18 protein-coding genes are annotated in these 23,650 nt (G+C 56.5%); 11 read left to right on the forward strand and 7 right to left on the reverse strand.

All coding sequences use genetic code 11. The annotated features are described in order from the left end of the window. Positions 1 to 219 precede the first annotated feature (219 nt). From EU557_RS02825 to dnaK, 7 genes are all read left to right on the forward strand, one after another. Positions 220 to 2,331, forward strand: coding sequence for a TonB-dependent receptor plug domain-containing protein (locus EU557_RS02825; protein ID WP_245326146.1), 2,112 nt, complete (start codon positions 220 to 222; stop codon positions 2,329 to 2,331). A gap of 56 nt (positions 2,332 to 2,387) precedes the next feature. After that, complete coding sequence (locus EU557_RS02830; RefSeq protein WP_245326147.1) at positions 2,388 to 3,029, forward strand: HmuY family protein; 642 nt, start codon at positions 2,388 to 2,390, stop codon at positions 3,027 to 3,029. Positions 3,030 to 3,120: 91 nt separating this feature from the next. Beyond that, positions 3,121 to 3,960, forward strand: coding sequence for a heme/hemin ABC transporter substrate-binding protein (locus EU557_RS02835; RefSeq protein ID WP_135528893.1), 840 nt, complete (start codon positions 3,121 to 3,123; stop codon positions 3,958 to 3,960). A gap of 8 nt (positions 3,961 to 3,968) precedes the next feature. Continuing rightward, complete coding sequence (locus EU557_RS02840) at positions 3,969 to 5,111, forward strand: FecCD family ABC transporter permease (protein ID WP_135528894.1); 1,143 nt, start codon at positions 3,969 to 3,971, stop codon at positions 5,109 to 5,111. A 9-nt stretch (positions 5,112 to 5,120) separates the two neighbouring features. Beyond that, positions 5,121 to 5,909: a heme ABC transporter ATP-binding protein gene (locus tag EU557_RS02845; protein WP_425351917.1), complete on the forward strand. Its 789-nt coding sequence runs from the start codon at positions 5,121 to 5,123 to the stop codon at positions 5,907 to 5,909. A gap of 45 nt (positions 5,910 to 5,954) precedes the next feature. Next, positions 5,955 to 6,992 carry a hemin-degrading factor gene (locus EU557_RS02850; protein ID WP_135528896.1) on the forward strand — a complete coding sequence of 346 codons (1,038 nt, stop codon included), beginning with the start codon at positions 5,955 to 5,957 and terminating at the stop codon, positions 6,990 to 6,992. 290 nt (positions 6,993 to 7,282) lie between these two features. Next, positions 7,283 to 9,229, forward strand: coding sequence for a molecular chaperone DnaK (dnaK, locus tag EU557_RS02855; protein WP_135528897.1), 1,947 nt, complete (start codon positions 7,283 to 7,285; stop codon positions 9,227 to 9,229). A gap of 248 nt (positions 9,230 to 9,477) precedes the next feature. Here dnaK and EU557_RS02860 read toward each other — a convergent pair whose 3' ends face one another. The 3 genes from EU557_RS02860 to EU557_RS02870 all read right to left on the reverse strand — a co-directional run bounded on the left by EU557_RS02860 (position 9,478) and on the right by EU557_RS02870 (position 12,232). Further along, the gene (locus tag EU557_RS02860) at positions 9,478 to 10,215 is read right to left on the reverse strand and encodes an SDR family oxidoreductase (RefSeq protein ID WP_135528898.1); all 738 of its coding nucleotides are present in this window, start codon (positions 10,213 to 10,215) and stop codon (positions 9,478 to 9,480) included. Between the two features lie 507 nt (positions 10,216 to 10,722). After that, a complete protein-coding gene (locus EU557_RS02865; protein ID WP_135528899.1) occupies positions 10,723 to 11,565 on the reverse strand; it encodes an AraC family transcriptional regulator in 843 nt (280 codons plus the stop codon). Positions 11,566 to 11,815: 250 nt separating this feature from the next. Beyond that, positions 11,816 to 12,232 (reverse strand): winged helix-turn-helix transcriptional regulator, encoded by a 417-nt coding sequence (locus EU557_RS02870; protein WP_135528900.1) that lies wholly within the window; start codon positions 12,230 to 12,232, stop codon positions 11,816 to 11,818. Between the two features lie 273 nt (positions 12,233 to 12,505). On the opposite strand from EU557_RS02870, the gene EU557_RS02875 reads away from it, so the two are divergent. Together EU557_RS02875 and EU557_RS02880 are read left to right on the forward strand one after the other, a co-directional pair. Further along, entirely contained in the window at positions 12,506 to 13,369 is an 864-nt protein-coding gene (locus EU557_RS02875) for an SDR family oxidoreductase (RefSeq protein ID WP_135528901.1), read from the forward strand. 282 nt (positions 13,370 to 13,651) lie between these two features. Next, positions 13,652 to 14,659 (forward strand): zinc-binding alcohol dehydrogenase family protein, encoded by a 1,008-nt coding sequence (locus EU557_RS02880; protein WP_135528902.1) that lies wholly within the window; start codon positions 13,652 to 13,654, stop codon positions 14,657 to 14,659. A 313-nt stretch (positions 14,660 to 14,972) separates the two neighbouring features. Here the strand turns inward: EU557_RS02880 and EU557_RS02885 are convergent, their stop codons facing one another. The 3 genes from EU557_RS02885 to EU557_RS02895 form a co-directional block, all read right to left on the reverse strand. Further along, positions 14,973 to 16,415, reverse strand: coding sequence for a TolC family protein (locus EU557_RS02885; RefSeq protein ID WP_135528903.1), 1,443 nt, complete (start codon positions 16,413 to 16,415; stop codon positions 14,973 to 14,975). Continuing rightward, positions 16,408 to 19,587, reverse strand: coding sequence for an efflux RND transporter permease subunit (locus EU557_RS02890; RefSeq protein WP_135528904.1), 3,180 nt, complete (start codon positions 19,585 to 19,587; stop codon positions 16,408 to 16,410). The genes EU557_RS02885 and EU557_RS02890 overlap by 8 nt, the downstream gene beginning before the upstream one ends. Positions 19,588 to 19,676: 89 nt before the next feature. Beyond that, positions 19,677 to 20,768, reverse strand: a complete 1,092-nt coding sequence (locus EU557_RS02895; RefSeq protein ID WP_135528905.1) for an efflux RND transporter periplasmic adaptor subunit — start codon at positions 20,766 to 20,768, stop codon at positions 19,677 to 19,679. A gap of 778 nt (positions 20,769 to 21,546) precedes the next feature. On the opposite strand from EU557_RS02895, the gene EU557_RS02900 reads away from it, so the two are divergent. Together EU557_RS02900 and EU557_RS02905 are read left to right on the forward strand one after the other, a co-directional pair. After that, positions 21,547 to 21,786: a hypothetical protein gene (locus EU557_RS02900; protein ID WP_135528906.1), complete on the forward strand. Its 240-nt coding sequence runs from the start codon at positions 21,547 to 21,549 to the stop codon at positions 21,784 to 21,786. Positions 21,787 to 22,029: 243 nt separating this feature from the next. Continuing rightward, a complete protein-coding gene (locus EU557_RS02905; RefSeq protein WP_135528907.1) occupies positions 22,030 to 23,133 on the forward strand; it encodes a PAS domain-containing sensor histidine kinase in 1,104 nt (367 codons plus the stop codon). Between the two features lie 177 nt (positions 23,134 to 23,310). Here EU557_RS02905 and EU557_RS02910 read toward each other — a convergent pair whose 3' ends face one another. Then, positions 23,311 to 23,622: a hypothetical protein gene (locus EU557_RS02910; protein ID WP_135528908.1), complete on the reverse strand. Its 312-nt coding sequence runs from the start codon at positions 23,620 to 23,622 to the stop codon at positions 23,311 to 23,313. Between the last annotated feature and the right edge of the window lie 28 nt (positions 23,623 to 23,650).

Consider the following 23,650-nt stretch of genomic DNA (forward strand, 5'->3'; position numbering starts at 1 on the left):
GCCCTTTTGTGGGTGAACGAGGCGAAGGTAGAAAACCCATCCTAACAATAGCAAGTTTATTTAAACTAATTCTAAATAAGCATTGACTGCAGTAATCTACCTTATACATTTGCTACTGTTTAGAAATTATCTAAATAAGAAACATAGGCAACTCTTGCTCTGAAAAGCGGGAGTTGCTGGCTTCACTGGCAAATGCATCGTTCCCTCACTCCTACTTTCTTGCTTGCTCTGCTACTGGCCCCAGCTGTCAGCTGGGCCCAACAGCAGAAAGCCCCCGCTGATACTAGCACTCGGCATCTGCGGCTGCGGGAGGTAGTGATAACAGCTACCCGCACCGAAAAAGCTCTAACGGAGGTCCCTATTCCGGTAACGGTGGTCAGCAGGCAGCAAATCAAAACCATGGGTGCTCTGCGCCTCTCCGACGTACTAGGCGAGCAGACGGGCCTGAACGTAGTAGCCGACCACGGGCGCGGTATTCAGATGCAGGGCCTGAACCCCGAGTACACCCTGATTCTGGTGGATGGGGAGCCGCTGATTGGCCGCACCGCCGGCACACTGGAACTCTCGCGGGTGGCAGTGGGCAATATTGAGCGCGTAGAAGTGGTGAAAGGCCCGGCGTCGGCGCTGTGGGGTTCCGAGGCGCTGGCGGGGGTAGTGAACATCATCACTCAAAAGCCCCAGCCCGGCACCCGCGGCGAAGTACGCCTACGCTACGGCACCAACCGCACAGCCGATGTAGGCGGCACCTTTAACCTCAAGCAAAACCGCCTGGGCATCACGGTATTCGGAAACCGCTACAGCTCGGCGGGCTACACTCTGCAGCCCGCCAGCGGCCAAGCCACCGTGCCGCCGTTTGCCAGCTACACCGGCCAAAGCCGCCTCTCCTACCAGCTCGACGACAAGACTACCCTAAGCATTTCGGGGCGCTACTTTATTGAAAACCAACGCAGCGAGTTACCCATTAGCACGGAAGGTGGGCAAACGGCGCCGGTCCGCCTTAAAAGCCGCCAGCAGGACTTCAGTCTGAACCCTACCCTCACGCGCTGCTTCTCGGATAAACTCTTTGGCACGCTGCGTTTCTATCACGCCGGCTACCGCACCCAGGAAAATTACACTTACACCACTGACGGCGCCTACTACGACGCCAGCTACTTCCACCAAACCTTCACCCGCCCCGAAGCGCAGCTCGACTGGCGCCTCCACCCCAAGCACACCCTTACCGCTGGGGCTGGTTACTTGCTAGAGTCGGTGGAAGCTACCCGTTACGACCAGCGCCAGCAGATGCGCTCGGCCTACGGTTACCTCCAGGACGACTGGGCGCCCCTGCCGGGCCTGAACCTGGTGGCCGGGGTGCGCTACGATGGCCACAACCAGTACCGGGGGCAGCTCAGCCCCAAGCTCTCGGGGCGTTACCAGGTGCGGCCTTGGCTGGCGGTGCGGGCCTCGGCGGGCCGCGGTTTTCGGGCGCCGGATTTCCGCCAGCTCTACCTCAACTTCTCTAATCCGGCCGTGGGCTACAGCGTGTTTGGCACCCACCAGGTGCAGGAAAAAGTGGCCCAACTGGTAACCCAGGGGCAGATTGCCGTGGACCCAGCCACTGGCCAGCCGCTGATTAATGCGGCCCTTCTGGAGCAGGCTAGCAGCCTCACCGCCGAAAGCTCCCGGGCCTACAACGCCGGCTTTCAACTGGACCCAACCAGCAAGCTGCGCCTAACGGCCAACTTCTTCCATAACGACCTGCACGACCTGATTGAAACGGCCGCCGTGGCTCAGAAAACCAATGGGCAGTCGGTGTATTCCTACCGCAACGTGAGCCGGGCCTATACGCAGGGCGTGGAAGCCGATGCCCGCTACCTTCTAGGTCAGTATCTGACCCTGAGCGCCGGCTACCAATATCTAATAGCCAAAGACCGCACCGTGCTGGCCCAGCTCAAAGCCGGCTCCATTTACCGCCGCGACCCGCAAACGCTGGAAACCATACGCCTCAGGGAGGCGGATTATGGGGGCCTCTACAACCGTTCTCGTCACACAGCCAACGTCAAGCTTTTCTACGAAAACCAAGCCGCTGGCTGGTCGGGCAGTGTGCGGGGCGTGTATCGGGGCCGCTATGGGTTTCAGGACCGCAACGGCAACCTGATTCTGGACGCCGCCAACGAATACGTGCCGGGCTACTGGCTCCTGAATGTGGCCGCCGCCAAAACCTTTCGCCAGCGCTACACCCTGCAAGCCGGCCTCGACAACGCCCTGAACTACACCAACCCCGCCTACCTAAGCACCGTGCCGGGGCGCCTGTACTACGCCAGCGTGGCCGTAGCCCTGGGCCAGAAATAGCCGCACTCCCCTCCCTACCTCATTCATCACCCTATCACTTCATCACCTCTTTACACATGACCCAATTATTCTCCCGCTTCACGCTGATGGCCCTAGCCGGTCCTACACTCCTTTTCAACGCCTGCTCCAAGGATGACAACGATAACGAAGTGAAGCCGGCGGAGGCGCTGAAAACGGAAACGGCCAGCAACCTGGCGCCCGCACCCGGCACCACCAATCCAACCACCGGTCAGCCGGGCACTCCCAGGCACTATGCCTTCTACAGCCTGGCCAACAAGAGCACAGTGGCCTACACCGACTCGGCTACTACCAAGTGGGACCTGGCTGTGCGCGGTACTACCATTCTGGTTAACGGCAGCAGCAGCGGCCCTGGCCAGGGCGGCGCTATCGTGAAAGAGGGCCTGTTCTCAGAAGTGACTACGGCCCCTACTACCGACTACAAGCAGGATACTCCCACGGCTAAAGCCATTCCGACGGGCTCAGGCAATGGCTGGTACAACTACAACTCTACCACCCACGTGGTGGCACCCATTGCGGGCCGGGTGCTGCTCATTCGCACAGCCACCGGCAAGTATGCCAAGGTGGAAATTGTGAGCTACTACAAAGACGCGCCTGCCACTCCGGTCGGCACCGAGCCCAGCGGCTACTACACCTTCCGCTACGTGTACCAACCCGACGGCAGCACCAACCTAAAATAAGTCCGACGCGGGCGGCCCGGATTACCGCGAGCTGCGGGGGCTTACTACCGCCGGGCCGCCCGCTGTCGGCACAACTTTCTCTTTCTTTCCGATGAAACAGTTCCTTTCTTTTCTGCGGGCCGCGCTGGTGCTGGTCCTGCTAGTGCCGGGGCGCTTTGCGGCGGCCACGCCGGCTCCTACCCGTATTGTGTCGCTTAATGGCACCGTCAGTGAAATTATCTGTGCCCTAGGCCACCAAGCGCAGTTGGTGGGCGTGGATGTAACCAGCACCTACCCTGAGGCCTTGACCAAACTGCCCAAGGTGGGCCACAACCGCAATATTTCCGCTGAGGGCGTGCTGTCCCTGAACCCTACCCTGGTGGTGGGCACTACTGAGTCGTTGAAACCAGAAGTTGCGGCGCAGCTGAAAGCAGCAGGCCTACAGGTACATCTATTCAAACAGGAATACTCCGTAACCGGCACCAAGCAGCTCATCAGGGACGTAGCCGCCACCTTTGGCGCTATGGCCCAAGTGCCCGCCGTTACGGCCAAGCTAGACGCCGATCTGGGCAAAGTGAAGAAAGCCACCGCCGCCCCCAAGGTGCTGTTCATTTATGCGCGTGGGGCCGGCACCATGATGGTAGCGGGTCAGGGCACCTCCGTTGAAAAAGCGCTGCAATTGGCCGGCGCCCGCAACGCCGCCAGCGGCTTCTCCGACTTCAAGCCCCTCACGGCCGAAGCCCTGGTGGCCGCCAACCCCGATGTACTACTGCTCTTCGATAGTGGCCTAGACAGCCTGGGTGGCAAAGCGGGCTTGCTCCAGATTCCGGGGGTAGCGCAAACTGCTGCGGGCCGCACCGGCCGCGTAGTAGAAATGGATGGGCAGCTGCTCACGGGGTTTGGTCCTCGCCTGGGCCAGGCCACGGCAGAGCTGGCCAGTAAACTTAAATAACGCTGCTGATGCCTACCCTCGTCCAGGCTCCGGCCCCTATCGTAACCACGCCGCCACCCCAGGCCTTACCTGGGCGCCAGCCTACGGTATTAAGGCGCCAGCGCTTGCTGCTCCCCAGCCTCGCCATCTTGCTTATAGGGGCTATTCTGGTGGGAGCCGGTGTGGGGGCCGTGGAGGTGCCGGTGCCCGCCGTGGTGGGCATCTTGCTGCATAAGCTCGGTGTGAGTACCGGCCTAGCCTATGAGCCTCAACAGGAGGCCGTGCTCTGGGCTATTCGGTTGCCGCGGGTGTGTTTGGGGGTGCTAGTGGGGGCGGCCTTGGGCTTGGCGGGTGCCAGCATGCAAGGTCTGTTCCGGAACCCGTTGGCCGATGCTGGTTTGATAGGTATATCCTCCGGGGCTTCGCTGGCTGCTGTGGCTACCATTGTGCTAGAGGTGAAACTGCTGGCCATATTTTCGGGACTGGCGGCGGTGCGCGAGGCGCTGGGGTTTTACCTGCTGCCGACGGTAGCGTTTGCGGGTGCCTGCGGCACTACGTTTCTGGTGTACCGCATTTCGCGGGAGGGCGGCCGCACGGTAATAGCCACTATGCTGCTGGTGGGCTTGGCCATCAATGCCCTAGCTGGTGCCTGCACCGGCCTGCTTACCTACGTAGCCACCGACGAGCAATTGCGCAGCATCACGTTCTGGGGACTGGGCAGCCTGGGCGGCGCCTCCTGGCCTACGGTGCTGCGGCTCCTACCCTTCCTGGTGCTGCCGCTTCTGTGGCTGCCACGCTTGGGCAAGCCGCTCAATCTGCTGGCCCTGGGCGAAAGCCAGGCCACTCACCTAGGCCTGCCCGTGGGCCGACTAAAGCGGCAACTAATTGGCCTATCCACGTTGGCGGTGGGCGCGAGCGTGGCGGTAGTGGGTGCTATTGGGTTTCTAGGCCTGATTGTGCCCCACCTGATCCGCCTGGTAGCAGGGCCCGACAACCGCCGCGTACTGGCAGGTTCCGCCCTGGGCGGGGCAATAGTGCTGGTGCTGGCCGATACCCTGGCCCGCACCATTGTAGCCCCAGCCGAGCTGCCCATTGGCATTCTCACGGCATTGCTTGGCGCCCCTGCCTTCCTCTGGATTCTGCTGCGCGAACAAAAGCAGCGCCGCTCTTAAGCCGAAAAAATCATGTTCGACGTTGAAAATCTAACCTATCAAACCGGCCGAAAAACCCTGCTGCAACAGGTTTCCTTCCGGGCCCGCCCAGGTGAACTGTTGGCCGTGGTGGGAGCCAACGGGGCGGGTAAATCTACCTTGCTGCGCCTGCTAAGCGGCGACATAGTGCCCACCAGTGGCCTAGTGCGCTTCGATGGGCAACCGCTCAGTGAGCAGCCGGCCGCCACGCTGGCCCGCCGCCGAGCAGTGCTTACCCAGCAGCACACGCTGTCGTTGGCCTTTCCGGTGGCGGAGCTGGTGATGATGGGCCGCTACCCACACTTCCAGGGGCAGCCCACTGCCCTCGACCATTGGATTGTAGAAGCTGCCCTGAGCACCGTAGGCCTCTCGGCGCTGGCGGGGCGCAGCTACCCTACCCTCTCGGGCGGGGAGCAGCAACGTGCCCAGCTGGCCCGGGTGCTGGCGCAGGTGTGGGAAGCCCGGGAAGGCTTTCTGCTGCTCGATGAGCCCCTCACCGGCCTCGACCTGCACCACCAGCACCACACCCTGGATATTGCCCGCGACCTGGTGCTGCGGGGCTTCGGAGTAATTGCCGTTCTGCACGACCTGAACCTGGCCGCCCAGTACGCCGACCGTATTCTGCTGCTGGCTGAGGGCCAGCCAGTGGCCTACGGCCCGCCTGATCAGGTGCTAACCTGCGAGAACATTCACCGCGGCTTTCAGATAGATGTGCAGCTCCTGCCCCACCCTCACCTGAGCTGTCCGCTCATTGTGCCTTGCCCGCGCCGCGCGGTGTAAGGTACCCGCCTCATCTTCTCATGTAAACTACCGACCTTACTTTTTATGGAGACTTTCACCGCCACTCTTACCCTAGCCGAGCGCTGGCAGCAGTATCAGCAGGAAAACCTCAAGAGCCGCATCCGCGACGCCGCCCGCGCCCTGAGCGTCAGCGAAGCCGAGCTGCTGGCTACTCGCTGCACTGGCCTAGCCGACTCCCCCGTAACGTTCCTGAGCAACGACTTCCGGGCGCTGCTCAAGCAAGTGCCCACCCTGGGCCGCGTGATGGCCCTCACCCGCAACGACAGCGCCGTGCACGAGCGCAAAGGCGAGTACCAAAAAGTATCCGTGAATGGGCACGTAGGCCTGGTGTTAGGCGAAGACATCGACCTGCGCCTGTTCCTAGGCCACTGGGAGTTTGGCTTTGCCGTGGATGAAAACGGCCGCCGCAGCTTGCAGTTCTTCGCGGCCGATGGCGAGGCGGTGCATAAGATATACCTGCTCGAAGAAAGTAACCATCTGGCCTACGACGCCCTGGTAAACCAATTTCGGGCCACCGGCCAGCCCACTACCCTCACCACCCAAGCGGCCCCCGCTCCTACGCCCGAAGCCGACGACGCCAGCATTGACTCGGAAGGATTTCGGGCAGCGTGGCGCGGCATGACCGATACGCACGAGTTTTTTGGCCTGCTGCGCCAGTTCAATGTCAGCCGCACGCAGGCCTTGCGCTTGGGCCCGCCGGAGCTGTTGCGCCAACTCGATACCACTGCCATCAACCGGGCGCTGCGCCTTGCCTCGGAGCAGCAGCTGGCCGTGATGATTTTCGTGGCCAGCCGCGGCTGCATTCAGATTCACACGGGTCTTACGGAGCGCATTGTGCCCACTGGCCCCTGGCTGAACGTCCTCGACCCCGATTTCAACCTGCATTTAAAGGTAGGCGACATTGCCCAAGCCTGGGCCGTGCAAAAGCCCACTACCAATGGCATTGTAACGTCGGTGGAGTTGTACGATGCGGCGGGCAACAACCTGCTGCTGTTGTTCGGCAAGCGCAAGCCGGGTATGCCGGAGCTTACCGCCTGGCGGGAGCTGGTTGCTACCTTATAAATTTCGGTTAATACCCTTTAAAAAGCCTCAACTTGCTCAGTTGGGGCTTTTGCTTTTTCTATCCTATTAGCTCCCTCTACTGATCATCTGCCCAGCTGTCAGCATATCCCTTGTCCTATTTTCTCGTAAAAGTCAGACCGTCGCGAATCAATTCGGTGAAGTATGTAAAAGTGACAATCTGTCACAAATAAGTTGCTTTTCGGTGGCTGGTACGCGTCTTGTAATTCCCCCGGTGCGAGTGATTCGCATCTGATATCTGACATCTCAACTCCTAAACCATAACCATTCACATGGGCAAAATAATCGGTATTGACCTCGGCACCACCAACTCGTGCGTGGCCGTAATGGAAGGCAACGAGCCGGTGGTAATTCCGAATAGCGAAGGCCGCCGCACGACTCCCTCGATCGTGGCGTTCCTCGATAACGGTAAAGGCGAACGTAAAGTAGGTGACCCCGCGAAGCGTCAGGCCATTACCAACCCCAAGAATACGCTGCAGTCGATCAAGCGCTTCATGGGCCGCGGCTTCGGTGAAGTAACTGAAGAGTCGAAGCACGTATCGTACGAGCTGGTGCGTGGTTCTAACAACACGGTAGCTGTGCAAATCGGCGACCGTCAGTACACGCCCCAGGAAATCTCCGCTATGGTGCTTCAGAAAATGAAGCAGACTGCTGAGGATTATCTAGGCCAGCCCGTAACGGAAGCCGTTATTACGGTTCCTGCGTACTTTAACGACGCCCAGCGTCAGGCTACCAAAGAAGCTGGTGCCATTGCCGGCCTCGATGTAAAGCGCATTATCAACGAGCCTACCGCCGCTGCACTGGCCTACGGTCTCGATAAAAAGCATAAAGACCAGAAGATTGCCGTGTACGACCTTGGCGGTGGTACTTTCGACATCTCGATTCTGGAACTAGGTGATGGCGTATTCGAAGTACTGAGCACCAACGGTGACACCCACCTCGGTGGCGACGACTTTGACCAAGTAATCATCAACTTCCTGGCGGAGACTTTCGCCAGCGAAAACGAAGGCCTCGACCTGCGCAAAGACGCTATGGCCCTCCAGCGCTTGAAAGAAGCTGCTGAGAAAGCCAAAGTAGAGCTGTCGAGCTCTTCGGAGACTGAAATCAACCTGCCTTACGTAACGGCTACCGCTTCGGGCCCCAAGCACTTGGTGGTAAAGCTGAGCCGCGCGAAGTTCGAGCAGCTGGCTGACAGCCTCGTACGTCGTTCGATGGAGCCCTGCAAAAAGGCGCTGCAAGACGCTGGCCTGAGCACTTCCGACATCGACGAAGTAATCCTGGTAGGTGGTTCAACTCGTATCCCCCGCATCCAGGAGGAGGTAGAGAAGTTCTTCGGCAAGAAGCCTTCAAAGGGTGTTAACCCCGACGAAGTAGTAGCCGTGGGCGCTGCCATCCAGGGTGGTGTACTGACCGGTGAAGTGAAGGACGTGCTCCTGCTCGACGTGACCCCGCTTTCGCTGGGTATCGAAACGATGGGCGGTGTAATGACCAAGCTGATCGAGTCGAACACGACCATTCCTACCAAGAAGTCTGAGACTTTCTCCACTGCTTCTGACAACCAGCCTTCGGTTGAGATTCACGTCCTGCAGGGCGAGCGTCCATTGGCTTCGCAGAACCGCACCATCGGCCGCTTCCACCTCGACTCGATTCCGCCAGCACCCCGTGGTGTTCCGCAAATCGAAGTAACCTTCGACATCGACGCCAACGGTATCCTGCACGTATCGGCCAAAGACAAAGGCACCGGTAAGGAGCAGAAGATCCGCATCGAAGCTTCTTCGGGCCTCACCGACGCCGACATCGAGCGCATGCGTAACGAAGCTGCTGCCAACGCCGAAGCTGATAAAGCGGAGACGGAGCGCATCGGTAAGGTTAACGCCGCTGACTCAATGATTTTCCAAACGGAGAAGCAGTTGAAAGAATACGGCGACAAGCTGAGCGCTGGCAACAAGACTGCCGTTGAAAATGCTCTGGCTGACCTGAAGAAGGCCCATGAGAGCAAAGACATCACCGCTATCGACTCCGCTATGGAGGCTATTAACGGTGCATGGCAGGCTGCTTCGCAGGAAATGTACGCCGCTACCCAAGGTGGCGCCGACGGCCAGCCTGGTGCTGACGGTGGCAACCCCTTCGGCGGTGCCGGCCAGCCCGGCGGCAACGGCCAGCAAGGTCAGCCCCACGACAACGTAACCGACGTTGACTACGAAGAAGTAGGCAAGTAGTCCTCTTGAGGATTAAATCATAAGAAAGGCCCAGGGCAATTGCTCTGGGCCTTTTTTATTTTAACGCCTACTAGTCACTCAGTCATAGATAAGCGTAGTTTTTAAGCGTCCTACTGAGCGGAGTCAAAGCAACTCTCCCTCTGACCAATCACACTGGCCTAGAACAGCAACGAAGCGGTAGAGATGCTTCGACAAGCTCAGCATGACGTTCTTTATCGTACGCTTACCTATGCTGAACCATTTAAGATTTACCAAGGGCAAGTGGCCGGGGCCGGGAAGTATTCCTCACTGAAATACTTGCCGGTTGGCCCATCTGAGTCAAGCAGCGCATATTTCACGATACGTTGCCCGGCTTCTTCTGCCGTACTAGTGCCCTGGTGACCCGTGAAATCGGTTTGAGTGTAGCCGGGGCACACTGCGTTGACTTTGAATGGCGTGTTGCGCAGCTCGTAGGCCAGGTTGAGGGTATACATATTCAGGGCTGCTTTCGAGGCTTGGTACACCGGGAGTCGAAAGACGAAGTTGTCATTGTCGAAGTCGGCGGACAGCGTCAGGGACGCCATAGCAGTACTTACGTTTACGATGCGGGGCTCCGGTGACTTTTCCAGCAGATCGAGGAACGCCTGCGTGACCCCAGCCACCCCGAATACATTGGTGGCAAACACTTCTTGAAACTGGCCTAGGGTAGTTTGCCGGGCCAACTGCGACATACCACCGGAAATGCCGGCGTTGTTAATCAGCACATCCAGCACGGGTGTTTTTGCCTCAATCGTCGCCCGAGCGGCCTGGATAGAATCGGGATCGGTGACATCTAACTGAACAGCTGCGAGGGTAGTAAGCCCGGTGGCTTTTAGCTGTTCTACTACGGCTTCGCCGCTCTCCAACTTACGGCTGCCGATATACACGAAAAATCCGTGCTGAGCGAGTAGCTTGGCTACTTCTAGGCCTATGCCTTTGTTGGCACCGGTGACCAATGCTGACTTCATTGCTTTATTTGAATTAGGTAAGAAAAAGACCGACAGAATCATTCTAGCCGGACTACTGAGGTAAGGACATAGCCCTATCCGTAAGGCATTTGCGAATGCCTTTTAGTGTGATTTATCAGAAGTGAAGGGAGCCGTATGAGCCCTATGTACAGGGGCGTCTTCTCTCAGAGAAAAGTGTGCAGCTTAGGCTGCAGGACGAAAAGCTAGAGGTAGTTCCTCTCCACAAATGGTTCTGCGCATCAAGCGGCGTGGGGCTAGGGGTGATTGAACTGGCCTAGAATGATTACCCTAGAACGTCATCCTGAGCAACGCGAAGAATCTTATTACGCATGAAAGGCTTGTTCTAGGCCTCTGCTACGAAGCGGTAGAGATGCTTCGGCAAGCTCAGCATGACCGCTAGTGTGGCAACGTTAGCACGTGAGTTGTCTCGACAAGCTCGACATGACGGGCTTCTATACCGTTCTAGGCCAGTTCACCACCCGTAGCGCCTCCTGGCTTGGGAGGAGGTCAGTACGCTACTAGGGTCAGCTCGGTAGCCTTTCTCTGCTTGTCCAAGGCATTTGGGGAGTAGCCGAAGTGTTTTTTGAACGCATAGGAGAAATGCGCCAGGTTCTCAAAGCCTGCTTCCAGATAAACCTCAATGGGCTTTCTTTTCTTTTCTGCGAGCTGGTAGTGGGCTAGGGCTAATCTTTTCTGCGTGAGCCAGCGCTGAGGGCTCAGCTGAAAGGCCTTTTTGAAGTCTCGCTTGAAGGTGGTTAGGCTGCGGCCGGTCAGGTAGCTGAACTTGGCCAAGGAGATATTGAACATATAGTTAGCTTCCATAAACTCCACCAAGTTCAATTTCCCCGGCTCGGAGAAATCGGCCAGCACCCCGTCGCTGTTCTGGTCAAGGCTGCGTAGTATCTCTATTACTTCCGCAATCTTCACGGCCAAAAGCTTTTCAGGTAACGGGTGCTGTAGCTCCAGGTAAGGCAGCAGTGACGCAAAGAGGCTTTGCAACAGCGGGTTTTTGGGGTATACCAGAACATCACTGGAAGCTGACCGAGCCACCGCTGGCACATTTTCCGCGTAGTACGACCGTACCAAAGCTGTGGGTAGCTTCATAATCACGGCTTGGTACGCTACGCCGTCTTTCGGGTTCTTGATCAGTGTTGCAGGCTGGTTTTTGGGCAACAGCACCGTGTCACTCGCTCCACAGTGGAGGGTGCGCCCGGCTTGTACCACTTTCAGTTCACCAGCCAGTACACTAACCAAGATGTGCTCCTCGAAAGCAGCCTCTCCCTGGTAACGCGCATCGCCACCACACACAACCACCATTTCTGCGTTGGGGTTAAGCAGCTTGCTTGCCATGAGGAATTTCGGTTAGAGACGTTTGGAGAGTGGTTATTGACCTTACAAAGGTAGCTAGCCTCACACCTAGGCACTTTGTTTAAAAGGCCGAATACACTTTGCTCAGCAGGCTACTTTGCTACCACAACAGGCCTAGAAGGCAGCGGCTACCAACGCAAATACCAACTCTGCCAAAGGATTGAGGTGGCATCTGCTTTACCAGCTAGCCTACGATGTTCGCTCCACTACCTCCCTCCTACCAACCGTTGGTTTACGCGCGGGCCATTTCGCGCGCGAGCTGCTTATACTTCTCGACGGCCGCGTCTTTCTCACCCTGGAGTTCTGCCAATAAGCCCGAGTCGACGATGGTTGGGCAGTGCTTGGCTCCCCACAGCACGAGCTCAATGATAAGGGGAACGGTATCTACTCCCTTCTCAGTCAGGCGGTAGGTGAACTTCGATTTCTTATCGGCAGCTACAGCTTTGGTCAGAATGCCTTGCGACTCCAGGACCGCCAAGCGGTCGGCCAGAATGTTGGTGGCCATTTTTTCCGCCGACTGCAGGAATTGCCCATACGTGGACTTGCCCGCGAACACCATGTCCCGCAAAATAAGAAGGGTCCATTTGTCCCCTAGCACGTCGAGAGCGGTGCTGATTGGACAAGTAGAACGCTGTTTGAGCACTTTCATATGACAGATATTTTTTCACTTGCAATTTGCAAGTAATTGGATTCTTGCTTACACTTGCAAATCGAAAGTAAATATAGCTGTTTCTCCTATCTCACAGCAAGGCAGCCCCTCCGATTCAACAAAAGGAGTAGCGCCTTTGCTCATTAACCCCTTGCGCACGACCTCTTATAGCTTGTGCAACACCCTTCTTCCGGGCAGTTGGAGCCCGATCCTCTTCTCCCTGCATCACCCTTTTGCCGACCACGCAGTCGTGGTTTTAAATTTCTGCTTCATATGATCTTAGTAACAGGAGCCACCGGTGGCCTAGGCCACGAAACCATTGAGTGCTTGCTTAAGACCACCCCAGCCACGGAAATTGCCGCCCTGGTGCGCGACGTGAACAAAGCTACGGACCTGACGGAGCGAGGTGTCGACGTCCGGCAGGCCGACTACTTCGATTACCCTGCCCTGGTGCACGCCTTCCAGGGCGTTGAGAAGGTGCTCTTGGTGTCTGCAGTAGCCTTTACCGACCGGCTAAGTCAGCACCGCAACGTTATTGACGCTGCGAAGGAAGCTGGGGTCAAGCACCTATTCTACACCAGCATTCAGCGCAGTTCCGACTTTGTGATGCCTGAGGTTACGGAAAGCGACCGGGCCACAGAAGCCTACCTAAAAGCGTCGGGGCTGGTCTACACCATTCTCCACAATGGCTACTACTTCGAAGGCCTAGCCTACCTGATTGGCAGCGAAGTACCAGAATCCGAAATACGTGTCCCGGCCGGAGAAGGCAAAATAGCCTTCGTCAAGCGGACCGAGTTGGCCGCCGCTACGGCCGCCCTGCTCACTAGCGAAGGCCATAACAACCAAGAGTATACCCTGACCGGGAGCGAAGCCTATTCGTTTCACGACGTTGCCCGCGAATTCTCCAAGCTGGCGGGCCGGCCCATCACCTATCACAACAGCGAGCCCGCGCCCTATATCGCGCAGTTAGTTGCCGCCGGCCTGCCCGAGCCCGTCGCTACCTTCTTGGCCCAGTGGGCCGCCGCCGCTGAGCACGGCATGTTAGCTGGTACACCCGGTACCGTCGAGCGGTTGTTGGGCCACAAGCCCACCTCGTTGCAGGAATACTTGAAAGCGACCTATTTCCCAGGCGCATAACTGGCTGACCGCGGTTGCCCATGCTTGGTGCATGGCCTTCTCTGTGAGGGCCCCATCCTCATCAACGCGAACCTCTCCATTCTAGCTAGTAGCACCTTTGTAGACTAGGGCGAGCAGGCATCAAACGCGTGCATAGCAGCCGGTTGCCTAGCGCCAAGCCATTACAAACGAGCTGATTTGCCAATAAAAATGCCCTATTGACCTGGGCAGGCTGGGAAATGAGCTGGCTTCCTTTAGCGGGCAAGCGCCCACTACCCTTAATCCACTGCTAAATAATTAGTCATGCAAGCCTTAACGTATCAAAACGCCCACGAACTGACCGATTTTGCTCTTGACCTGCAAGAGTTGCCTGTGCCCACGCTACGAGATTCTGATTTGCTGATTCGCGTCCGGGCCTTTGCCGTGAACCCCGGTGACACAGTTATCCGCCGGTTCCGGTCAGCTGCCCCGGGTCAGACGGTAACCTTGGGCTGGGAGTTTGCCGGCATCGTCGAGCAAGTGGGGCCACTCACCACGGGGTTTCAAGTGGGCGACGAGGTATATGGCGCCGGTGACCTTTCGCGGGACGGAAATTACGCCGACTACGTAGCAGTCGATTACCGGGTGGTAGCTCATAAGCCCTCCACCCTGTCGTTTCCGGAAGCTGCGGCGCTGCCTATGAGCTTCCAGACGGCCTGGGGCGCCTTGCTGCGCAGCGACAATCAGTTACCGGCGGGGGTGAATACCGTCTTGGTTTTGGGCGGTGCCGGTGGCATTGGGTCCATTGCTGTCCAATTGCTGAAAGCTCACACCAGCGCCGTGGTTATTGCTACGGCGTCGCGCCCCGAATCCAAACGCTGGGTCGAGGCCATGGGCGCTGATGTGGTGCTGGACCATAGTCAGGACCTCGCCACGCAGTTGACGCAGGGGGGCATTGAGAAAGTAGATATGGTGCTGGCTACTCGCTCTTCCGCCAGCCACTTAGCCGCCATGCCGCAACTGCTCAAGGCCTACGGACACCTCGCCCTGCTGGATGCCCACCAGAGCTTGGACGTCAGCGGCCTAACGCCTTATTCTATCTCGGTGCACCTAGAAAATGTATTTGCCCGAGTACTCACCAACCAGCACCCCGAGCAGCAAGGGTTGATTCTGCGCAAGCTTACGCAGTTGGTAGAAGCAGGCAAGATCCGGTCTACCCTGCAGAAAACATTGCCGGGCTTAACCAGCGAGAATATTCGTACCGCCCACGAACTAGTTGAAAAAAGCGAGATGATCGGAAAGATCGTACTAGAACTGGAAAGCGTCCGCTGACCAGTAATCACCTCTAAGAAGCTGCGGCGCATGAGAAGTTTCTTTTAGCTCACACAGCCAACACCCGATGTTTTGCCCTGAAAGTAAATTGGCCCTTGTATACGCTGGAGCGGGATGACGGCCCAGATGCCACAGGCAGTTAGTAATCTACCGCTTCGCTTAGGCGCAATTTGACTAGAACTCTGCAGGAGGAAACCTAGAAATACACGTTTCCTTCTCTCTTTTCTACCTCAGTAGCAAGCCAAACAAAAAGCCTCACCATGTGGTGAGGCTTTTCTTTTTATACCTGGCCTACGAGGTGGCCTAGGCCACTCTATTGCTTCCAACCGCCACCCAGCGCCCGGTACACATTTACCGAGGCGTTGAGTTGCTGCATCTTGGTTTCGATCAGGTCGAACTTCGATTCCAAGGCGTCGCGCTGGGTGAAGAGCACTTCGGTGTACTCGGCGCGGGCCGAGCGGAAGAGGCTGTTAGAAATGGTGCTTGACTGGTTCAAGGCCTGTACGGCTTTGGCCTTTTCGTCGTAGCTCTTCGCCAGGTTGTTGATGTTGGAGAGCTGGTTAGCTACTTCCACGTAGGCGTTCAGGATGGTGCGCTCGTAGTTGTAGGCGGCCTGAATTTGCGCAGCGGTGGCGTTGCCGTACACGGCTTTGATGCCGTTGCGGTTTACCAGGGGCGCTACCAAATCACCGGCCAACGAATACAGCATCGACTCGGGCGTGGAGAAAATAAGGCCGGGCTTGAAGGCTCCGAAGCCAGCGCCACCCGTTATGCGCAGAGCCGGGTAGAAGTTGGCCCGCGCGACCTGAATATCCAGCTTGGCGGCGGCTAGGCTCTGCTCCGCTTGCCGGATATCCGGCCGGTTTTGTAGCAGCTGCGCAGGAACACCCGTCTGCACTACCGTTGGCACCAACTCATTGAACGAGGCATCATCGCGGACGATGGGCTGCGGATACCGGCCGACTAGGAAGTTAATCCGGTTCTCGGTTTCCGTGATGCGCTGCTGAATACCGTACTGCAGGCTGCGGGTGTTGTGCACCTGGGCCTCAAAACGCTGCACGGCCAGCTCCGTCGTCCGGGCCGATTCCTTTTGTAGTCGCACCAGCTCCAGGGCATTGGTTTGCAGCTCAATGTTCTGCTTTACAATGGCCAGCTGATTGTCGAGGGCCAGCAACTCGTAGTATGAGTTGGCAATTTCGGCAATCAGGTTGGTCACCGTGAAGTTGCGGCCTTCTACCGTAGCCAGGTAGCGCAGGGCTGCCGACTTCCGGGAGTTACGCAGCTTGTGCCAGATATCTACTTCCCAGCTGGCAAAGGCGCCGATTTGGTAATTCTGCAGCGGGTCGGGGTTGCGGTGCTCCGGCTTGATGTCGATAGCTTCTTCCGTGGCACCCTGGAGCGTATAGCGGCTAGGCCTCTCGGCTTCGACCTTGGCGCCCAGGCCTACGAACGGCAGGTACTCCCCTTTCCGGATCTGTACTTCGTTGCGGGCAATCTGGATTTCCTGCAGCGAGATATTCAGTTCCTGGTTACGCTGCAGCGCGGTATCGATAAGCGCAACCAGGTTGGGGTCGGTGAAAAACGATTTCCACTGGCCCGTTGCTGTGCTAGCCGTGTCTCTTGCGCTGGCGGTGCCGTAGCTGGTAGGCACCGTGCGGTTCTCTTTTCTTTGTACCAGCTCAGGCGCTTTGCACGCCGCCACCGTCAGAGCCAGGCACGCGGCCGTGAGACTTTGATATATGCGTCTTTTAAGCATGTTCTTCAACTAATACGTGCGGCTCAAACTCCGACAAGGGGTGCTCATTTTCATCCCCAATCAGCTTGCGGCCGGAAGCCAGGGTGCCGAAGATGTAGTACAGACCAGGCACAATAATTACCCCGAAGATGGTACCGAACAGCATGCCCCCGAGGGCCGAGGTACCAATGGTGCGGTTACCAATAGCCCCAGCGCCGTGGGCCAGTACCAGCGGAATCAGACCAGCAATGAAGGCGAACGAGGTCATGAGGATGGGGCGGAAACGCACCTTAGCACCTTCAATGGCAGCATCACGAATTGACATTCCCTCCTCGTGCTTCTGTACCGCGAATTCTACAATCAGCACAGCGTTCTTACCTAATAGGCCTACGAGCATTACTAGGCCTACCTGGGCGTAGATGTTGTTGGCCAGACCCATGGTCTTGATCAGCAGGAACGAACCGAAAATACCAGCGGGCAGCGACAGGATTACCGCCAGTGGCAGCAGGAAGCTTTCGTACTGTGCGGCCAGTACCAGGTACACGAAGCCCAGTACAATCAGGAAGATATAGATGGCCTCGTTGCCACGGCTCACCTCGTCTTTCGATAGGCCACCCCAGTCGATGTCGTAGCCGCGGGGCAGGGTCTTGGCCGCTACTTCTTGCACGGCCTTGATGGCCTCACCTGAGCTGTAGCCCGCTGCTGCATCGCCGCGGATAGAAGCTGTGGGGTACATGTTGTAGCGGTTGATTTCGTTGGCGCCCTGGCTCTTCACAATTTTCATGAAAGCCGAGAGCGGCACCATTTCACCCTTGTCGTTCTTCACCCACATATCCAGCACGTCTTTGGGTAGGCGGCGGTACTCGGGTGAGGCCTGCACGAACACCTTGAAGAAGCGCTGATATTTAATGAAGCCCAGCTCGTAAGTCGAGCCAATCATGATACTCAGCGTGTTCATGGCATTGCCGATGCTTACGCCCTTCTGCATAGCCAGCTGGTTGTCGATCTGCAGTTCATACTGCGGATAGTTAGCGGAGAAGAAGGTAAATAGACCCGAGAGCTCCTTACGCTTTTTCAGCTCGGCCATGAAGTCCTCGTTCACCTTTTCCAGCGCCTTGTAGTCACCGGTGGCGGTTTTATCAAGCAGCTGCAGCTGGAAACCACCTGCGGCGCCATAGCCGGGTACTGCTGGTGGCTCAAAGAACTCGATGGTCGCGCCAGGAATTTCCTTGGCCTTTTCTTCTAGGCTCATCACAATGTCGTGCACCGACTCCTTGCGCTCTTCCCATGGTTTGAGGCTAATCAGCAGGGTACCAGCGTTGGAGCCGCGACCTTCCGTAAGCACTTCGTAACCGGCTAGCGACGACACGCTTTCGATACCGGGCACCTTTTCTGCTAGCTTCGAAAGCTGCTGCGACAGGGCGTTGGTACGCTCAAGCGTTGAGCCAGGAGGCGTTTGAATGATAGCGTAGAGCATGCCTTGGTCTTCGGCTGGGATAAAGCCGGAAGGCAGCGTGGACGAGATACCGAAGATGCCGAAGCCGAAGGCTATCAGAATACCGAAGGTGAATACCCGACGGTCAACTACCTTCTCTAAAATGTTGGTGTAGCGGCCGGTCAGGCGCTCGAATCCCCGGTTAAACCAGTCAATAAACCGGTTGATGGGGGTCTTTTTGCGAGGCTGGCCGTGGTTGTTCTTCAGAATCATGGCGCACAGCACCGGCGTCAGCGTCAGGGCCACAATACCCGAGATGACGATAGACGAGGCCATGGTGATGGAGAACTGCCGGTAGAAAATACCCACCGGGCCGCTCATGAATGCTACCGGTACGAATACCGCCGTCATCAGGATGGTAATGGCAATGATAGCGCCGCTGATTTCACCTACTACCTCCCGCACCGCGCCGTATGGCGAAAGGTGCTTTTCCTCCATCTTGGCGTGCACCGCTTCCACCACCACAATGGCGTCATCGACCACGATACCGATTGCCAGTACCAGGGCGAAGAGCGTAATCATGTTGATGGTCATGCCGAAGGCCTGCATGGCAATGAACGCCCCTACCAGCGACACCGGCACGGCAATGATTGGAATCAGCGTAGAGCGCCAGTCGCCCAAGAACAGGAACACCACAATGGCCACCAGAATAAAGGCGTCGCGCAGGGTGTGAATTACGTTTTCGGTGGAGGCGTCGAGGAAGCTCGATACGTCGTAGCTGATCTTGTAGTCCATGCCGGGGGGCATGGTCTTCTTCAGCTCCTCCAGCTTGGCTTTCACGCTCTTGATTACATCACTGGCGTTGGAGCCATAGGTCTGCTTCAGCATGATAGCCGCCGAGGGGTAGCCATCGAGGTTGGAGTAGATGTCGTAGAATTCCGAGCCCAACTCCACGTTGGCCACATCCTTGAGGCGCAGCGTTTCACCGTTGGCGTTGGCCTTGATAATAACGTTCTTGTATTCTTCAACGTCGTTGAAGCGGCCCTTGTAGGTCAGTACGTATTCCAGCGCGGAGGCTTCTTTACCGTCAGAGCGGCCGATACGGCCCGGCGAGCCAATTACGCTTTGGTCGTTGAGGGCTTCCATCACGTCATCCACGGAGAGGTTGTAGGCCCGCATGCGGTCGGGCTTCAGCCACACGCGCATGGCGTACTGGCGAGAACCCAGAATGCTGGCACGTCCAATACCGTCGATACGCTGGATTTCGGGCAGCATGTTTACCCCGGCATAGTTGAACAAGTACCGCATATCGGTATTCTTGTCCTTGCTATAGAGGTTAACATACATCAGCATGTTCGGTACCACGCGGTTTACCACCACGCCTTCGCGCTGCACCAGCACCGGCAAGCGGTTCAGGATCTGCGCAATGCGGGTGTTTACGTTTACTACCGCCTGCTCCGGGTCGGTGCCCAGGTTAAATACGATCTGAATGTTGGCCTCACCCGCCGATACGGCATCGGAGGTCATGTACTTCATGCCGGGCACGCCGTTGATGGCCTGCTCCAGCGGAATAAGCACCGACTCGGTTAGTACCTTGGCGCTGGCGCCCGGATATGCCGTGCTCACCATTACCATGGGCGGCGAAATTTCCGGGAACTGCGAGTTGGGAAGGGTTTTGATGGCCAGAACACCCAGGAACATGATTACCACCGATATCACGATGGCAAACACTGGCCGGCGAAGGAATCTACTGAACATAGTTTATGACGTTTGTTACCAGTAGCTGATTGCCAATGGTTAGTACAGGATTTGCACTATCCTTTGACAATCAACCCCTAACAACCTTACTATTCAGAGTACACTTTGAGGTGGGAGACGACCGACTTGGGGTCTTGGTAGGTGAAGCTGATCTTATCACCGTCTTTCACTTTCCGAATGCCTTCCAACATGATCTTGTCGGAGGCGGCTAGGCCACTAGATACCACGTAGAGGTCGGGCATTTCAGATGCCACTACCACTTCCTTCTGGTGCACCACGTTGTTCTTGTCAACCACGTACACGAATTTCTTTTCCAGAACCTCGAAGGTGGCTTTCTGCGGGATGATGATGGCATTTTTCATGGGCACCGTCATCAGCACGCTGCCGGTTTCGCCGTTGCGCAGTAGCCCCTTAGGATTGGGGAAAGTGGCCCGGAAAGCAATGTTGCCAGTCTCATTGTTGAAGTCAGCCTCGATGGTTTGCACTACGCCGGGGTATTGGAACACCTCGTTGTTGGCCATCTTCAGCTTCACGCGCATGGCGCTATCAGTCTTGGCGGCGTGGGCTTTGTACGACAGGTACTCAGCTTCCGGCACGTTATAGTACACCCACATTTTGCTGTTGTCGGAGAGCGTAGTCAGCAGGTCGCCCTCATCCACTAAGCTGCCTAGCCGGGCCTGGAAGTGGTCCATGATGCCATTGAAGGGCGCCCGAATGGTGGTGAAACCTAGGTGAGTCTCGGCCAGGTTCACTTCGGCTTTGGCCTTCTCCAGCTTAGCCTGTGAAAGGGCCAGCTCACTTTTCGACACCACGTTGTTGTCGGCCAGCTTCTTGGTGTTCTGGTATTCCAGATCCACGAACTTGGCTTCGGCCTGCGATTTTTTCAGCTCGGCCTGGTAGAGCATCGGCATGATTTGGAACATCACCTGCCCTTGCCGCACTTGCTGACCCTCATCCACGAATATTTTCTGCAGATAGCCTTTTTCCAGGGCGCGCAGCTCAATGTGCTGGATGGAATGGATCTGCGAAACGTACTCCTTCGTGATGGTCGTGTCCTTTTGCCAAGGACTGGTAACCAAAAACTTAACTTGTTCTTCCTTCTCTTCTTTCTTTTCTGAGCAGCTTGTAGCGGAATACAAGACGCCTAGGCCCATACACATGAGCGCGAACCTTCCTTTCATAAGGGTCTTAGATGCCTTAACCGGCGTTTGGTGATCCAGAGGATATTGTGATGTGTGGGATAGAATGCGGAGCGGGGCCTGCCTAGGCCAGTAGCGGGGTGAGTACTGATGCTACCGGGTAAAGCTGGTGGCACGTAAGCGGCGTAACCGAGTGCCAGTACGACTGTGGTTGGTGCCAGACCACCGGTTTAGTGGGCTGGAGGGTACTACCTAATTTGTCTTCGTACATACTTGCTAATTGACGAGGCTACTGCAGCAGAAGCCCATTGAGGGCCAGCGGAAAAGAGGGATAATGTGCGTGCTGTAGTGCCAGTGTCATAGGTTGGTGATACAAAGCACTTGGTGCGGCATGAAGACTACATGAAGCAAATCTTCATCTAGACTACCCGGAAGCACTTTTCACCTCATATCATTCTATAATTCAAATTATTATATCTGGCTTTATAGATACTTCACTAGAGCTTGGATTCCTCGGTATTATATTTTTTATCAATCCATCGCGCTCGTCAGCAACTCTAAGCTTCTTGAGCCTTTTACCGCCGTTTTGGCTTAGGTAAGAGTAGGTAGTGTAGCTAGGTATAAAGCCTTTACTACGGAGCGGTAGTTGTGCCCACAGCTCAATGCCCCATACTCAGCCCGTTATAAGTAAATATTTGTCATAGAATGCATTAGCCTACGCGCCTACGTATTTTATAGGGGGGGGGGATTTAGTACTCTGACTCGCTAAAACCCGTTTTTATTCGGTTGCATGCTACTTGCTGCAGGGCGAACTTCAGTTATGAAAGATTTGCTCTCCCTATGGTCGTCTCAGCAGCCTGCCCTGCTTACTACCGAGCAAGGCCGCCGGCGCTTGCTGACGCTCCTGCTTACGCTTACGGAGGGGACGCACTTATACCCCACCCCCTGCGAACTGCGATTATTTGAATTATATGCGCTAGGCGAAATTCCGGTGGAGGAGTTAGTAGCAAGCCTAGGCCCACCCGAATTTGTCACTCAGGATCTTACTCACCGAATGTGATGCCCACCCTAGCGGCGGCGCCAATGGTGGCCTAGATCTGGTAAGAGAACTTCTAATTCTATCCCATATCCCCATCGACTGATAGTTATACTCCTATCAAAAAGTGAAGCACTTACTACGCTTTAGCGCGCCCCGGGCAAGCTGGAGGCCGCAGTGTAGATTTATTTATTTCCGCAGGAGCTGGCTCGCAACAAAATCAGAGGCCTAGAAGTAGGACTTACTATCCTACACTCTGGTTATGTGATGCTTGAGCCTGCCACCTTTTTCTTAAATCAGGCTGAAGCCAGTCAGCATATTCACTTCATTTATGATGTGGAGGCAGAGCTGATTGTCTTTGTCAATAGCGCCTATGAGCAACTACTGCTAGGCCACTCTGACCGTGTAAATGAGGAACTGCCTGGCTTACTCGCCCGCCTCCACCCCGATGACTTACCTGTGCTGCGCCGCTACTGGCAGCTCTGGACTCAGGGCCGAATCCACGACGATATAGAATTCCGGTTGGCCCACCCCAATAGGTCAGACCAGTGGTTCTGCCTGACGCCATACTGGCACCACCAACCCCAAGGCAAGGGTTGGCTGGGCGGCATACTCCGAGATATCAGCTTCACGAAGGAGCACGAGGCAAACGCGCTCAAGTTCAATAGCAAGAAGAACATAGTACTGGAAATTCTGGCGCACGACTTGGCCGGTGCGTTTATTATGGTGCAGCAGCTGGCTACTTACGTGCAGGATGAATTGGAGCCTGCATCAAACCCGCGGGTACTAGAGATGCTCCAGCTGATGCAGTCAACCAGCCAGCACAGCGTGCAGCTCATCCACGACCTCGTCGATCAGGAATTTCTGGAATCCTCTAGCGTTGCGCTCCGGCGTGAGCGGGTTGATTTACGAGAGAAACTAGGTCAGTGCCTGGAGCCTTTCCGGCGTGCTCCTGGCCGCCAAACCCAACAGTTGCAGTACGAAGCGCCTCCGGGGCCTCTATACGCTGAGGTAGATAGCCTAAAGATTGTGCAGGTGGTGGCCAACCTGGTAGGAAATGCCATGAAATTCACGCCAGATGAAGGCCGCATTACGGTGCAGCTAGAGCCCTGCACTGATTGTGTGCGCATAAAGGTGGCCGATGAGGGCATTGGCATTCCGCAGGATTTGCAGGCCGCGCTGTTTGAGCGGTTCACGCAAGCTCGCCGCCCGGGCCTGCGCGGGGAGCCCACTACTGGCCTAGGCCTCTTCTTGTGTAAGACCATTGTAGAGCTGCATCAGGGCACCATCTCGGTAGAAAGCACCGAAGGCCAAGGCAGTGTTTTCACGGTAGTACTACCCTTGACAGAAGAAGGCTTGCCAGCTCGCTAGGCCATCTCTGGTTAGGTACAGCCAACAATAAAAACGCAACAGGACGCCCGCATTACTACGGCGTCCTGTTGCGTTTTTTGCAGCATAGGCCTAGCCCGGGCTACACCTCATGCGGCCATTCAGGTGACGACAGCATGCGGCAGAGAAAGACAAAGCGCTCGGCCTTGTCAAAATCCATTACACTGAGCGGAAGAGAGAATCGAGGCGCAGCAGCTTTAGGCAGCGCTTCAGCACTGGGCTCACGTTGCACAGCCACACCCCCGAGCCGCTCTGATGCAGCAACAGCAGTTGCGATACTACATAGCTAACCCCCAATGAACGCAGGCACTTTAATTGGCTACAATCCACCAGAAAGTTAGAGCGGGCATGCTCGGGTTGCTGGGCTAGCGTTCGGATAGCCTGGATGGCATCTACCGTATCCAAATCGATGGGCGTAAGAGCCGAAATAGCTGGGCGGCTGGTACCAACGGAGTTAAGCGTAGCAGACATATGTGAGGGTGACTGAAGTATGAGAAAG

The sequence above is a fragment of the Hymenobacter wooponensis genome, assembly GCF_004745865.1.
GTDB lineage: Bacteria > Bacteroidota > Bacteroidia > Cytophagales > Hymenobacteraceae > Hymenobacter > Hymenobacter wooponensis.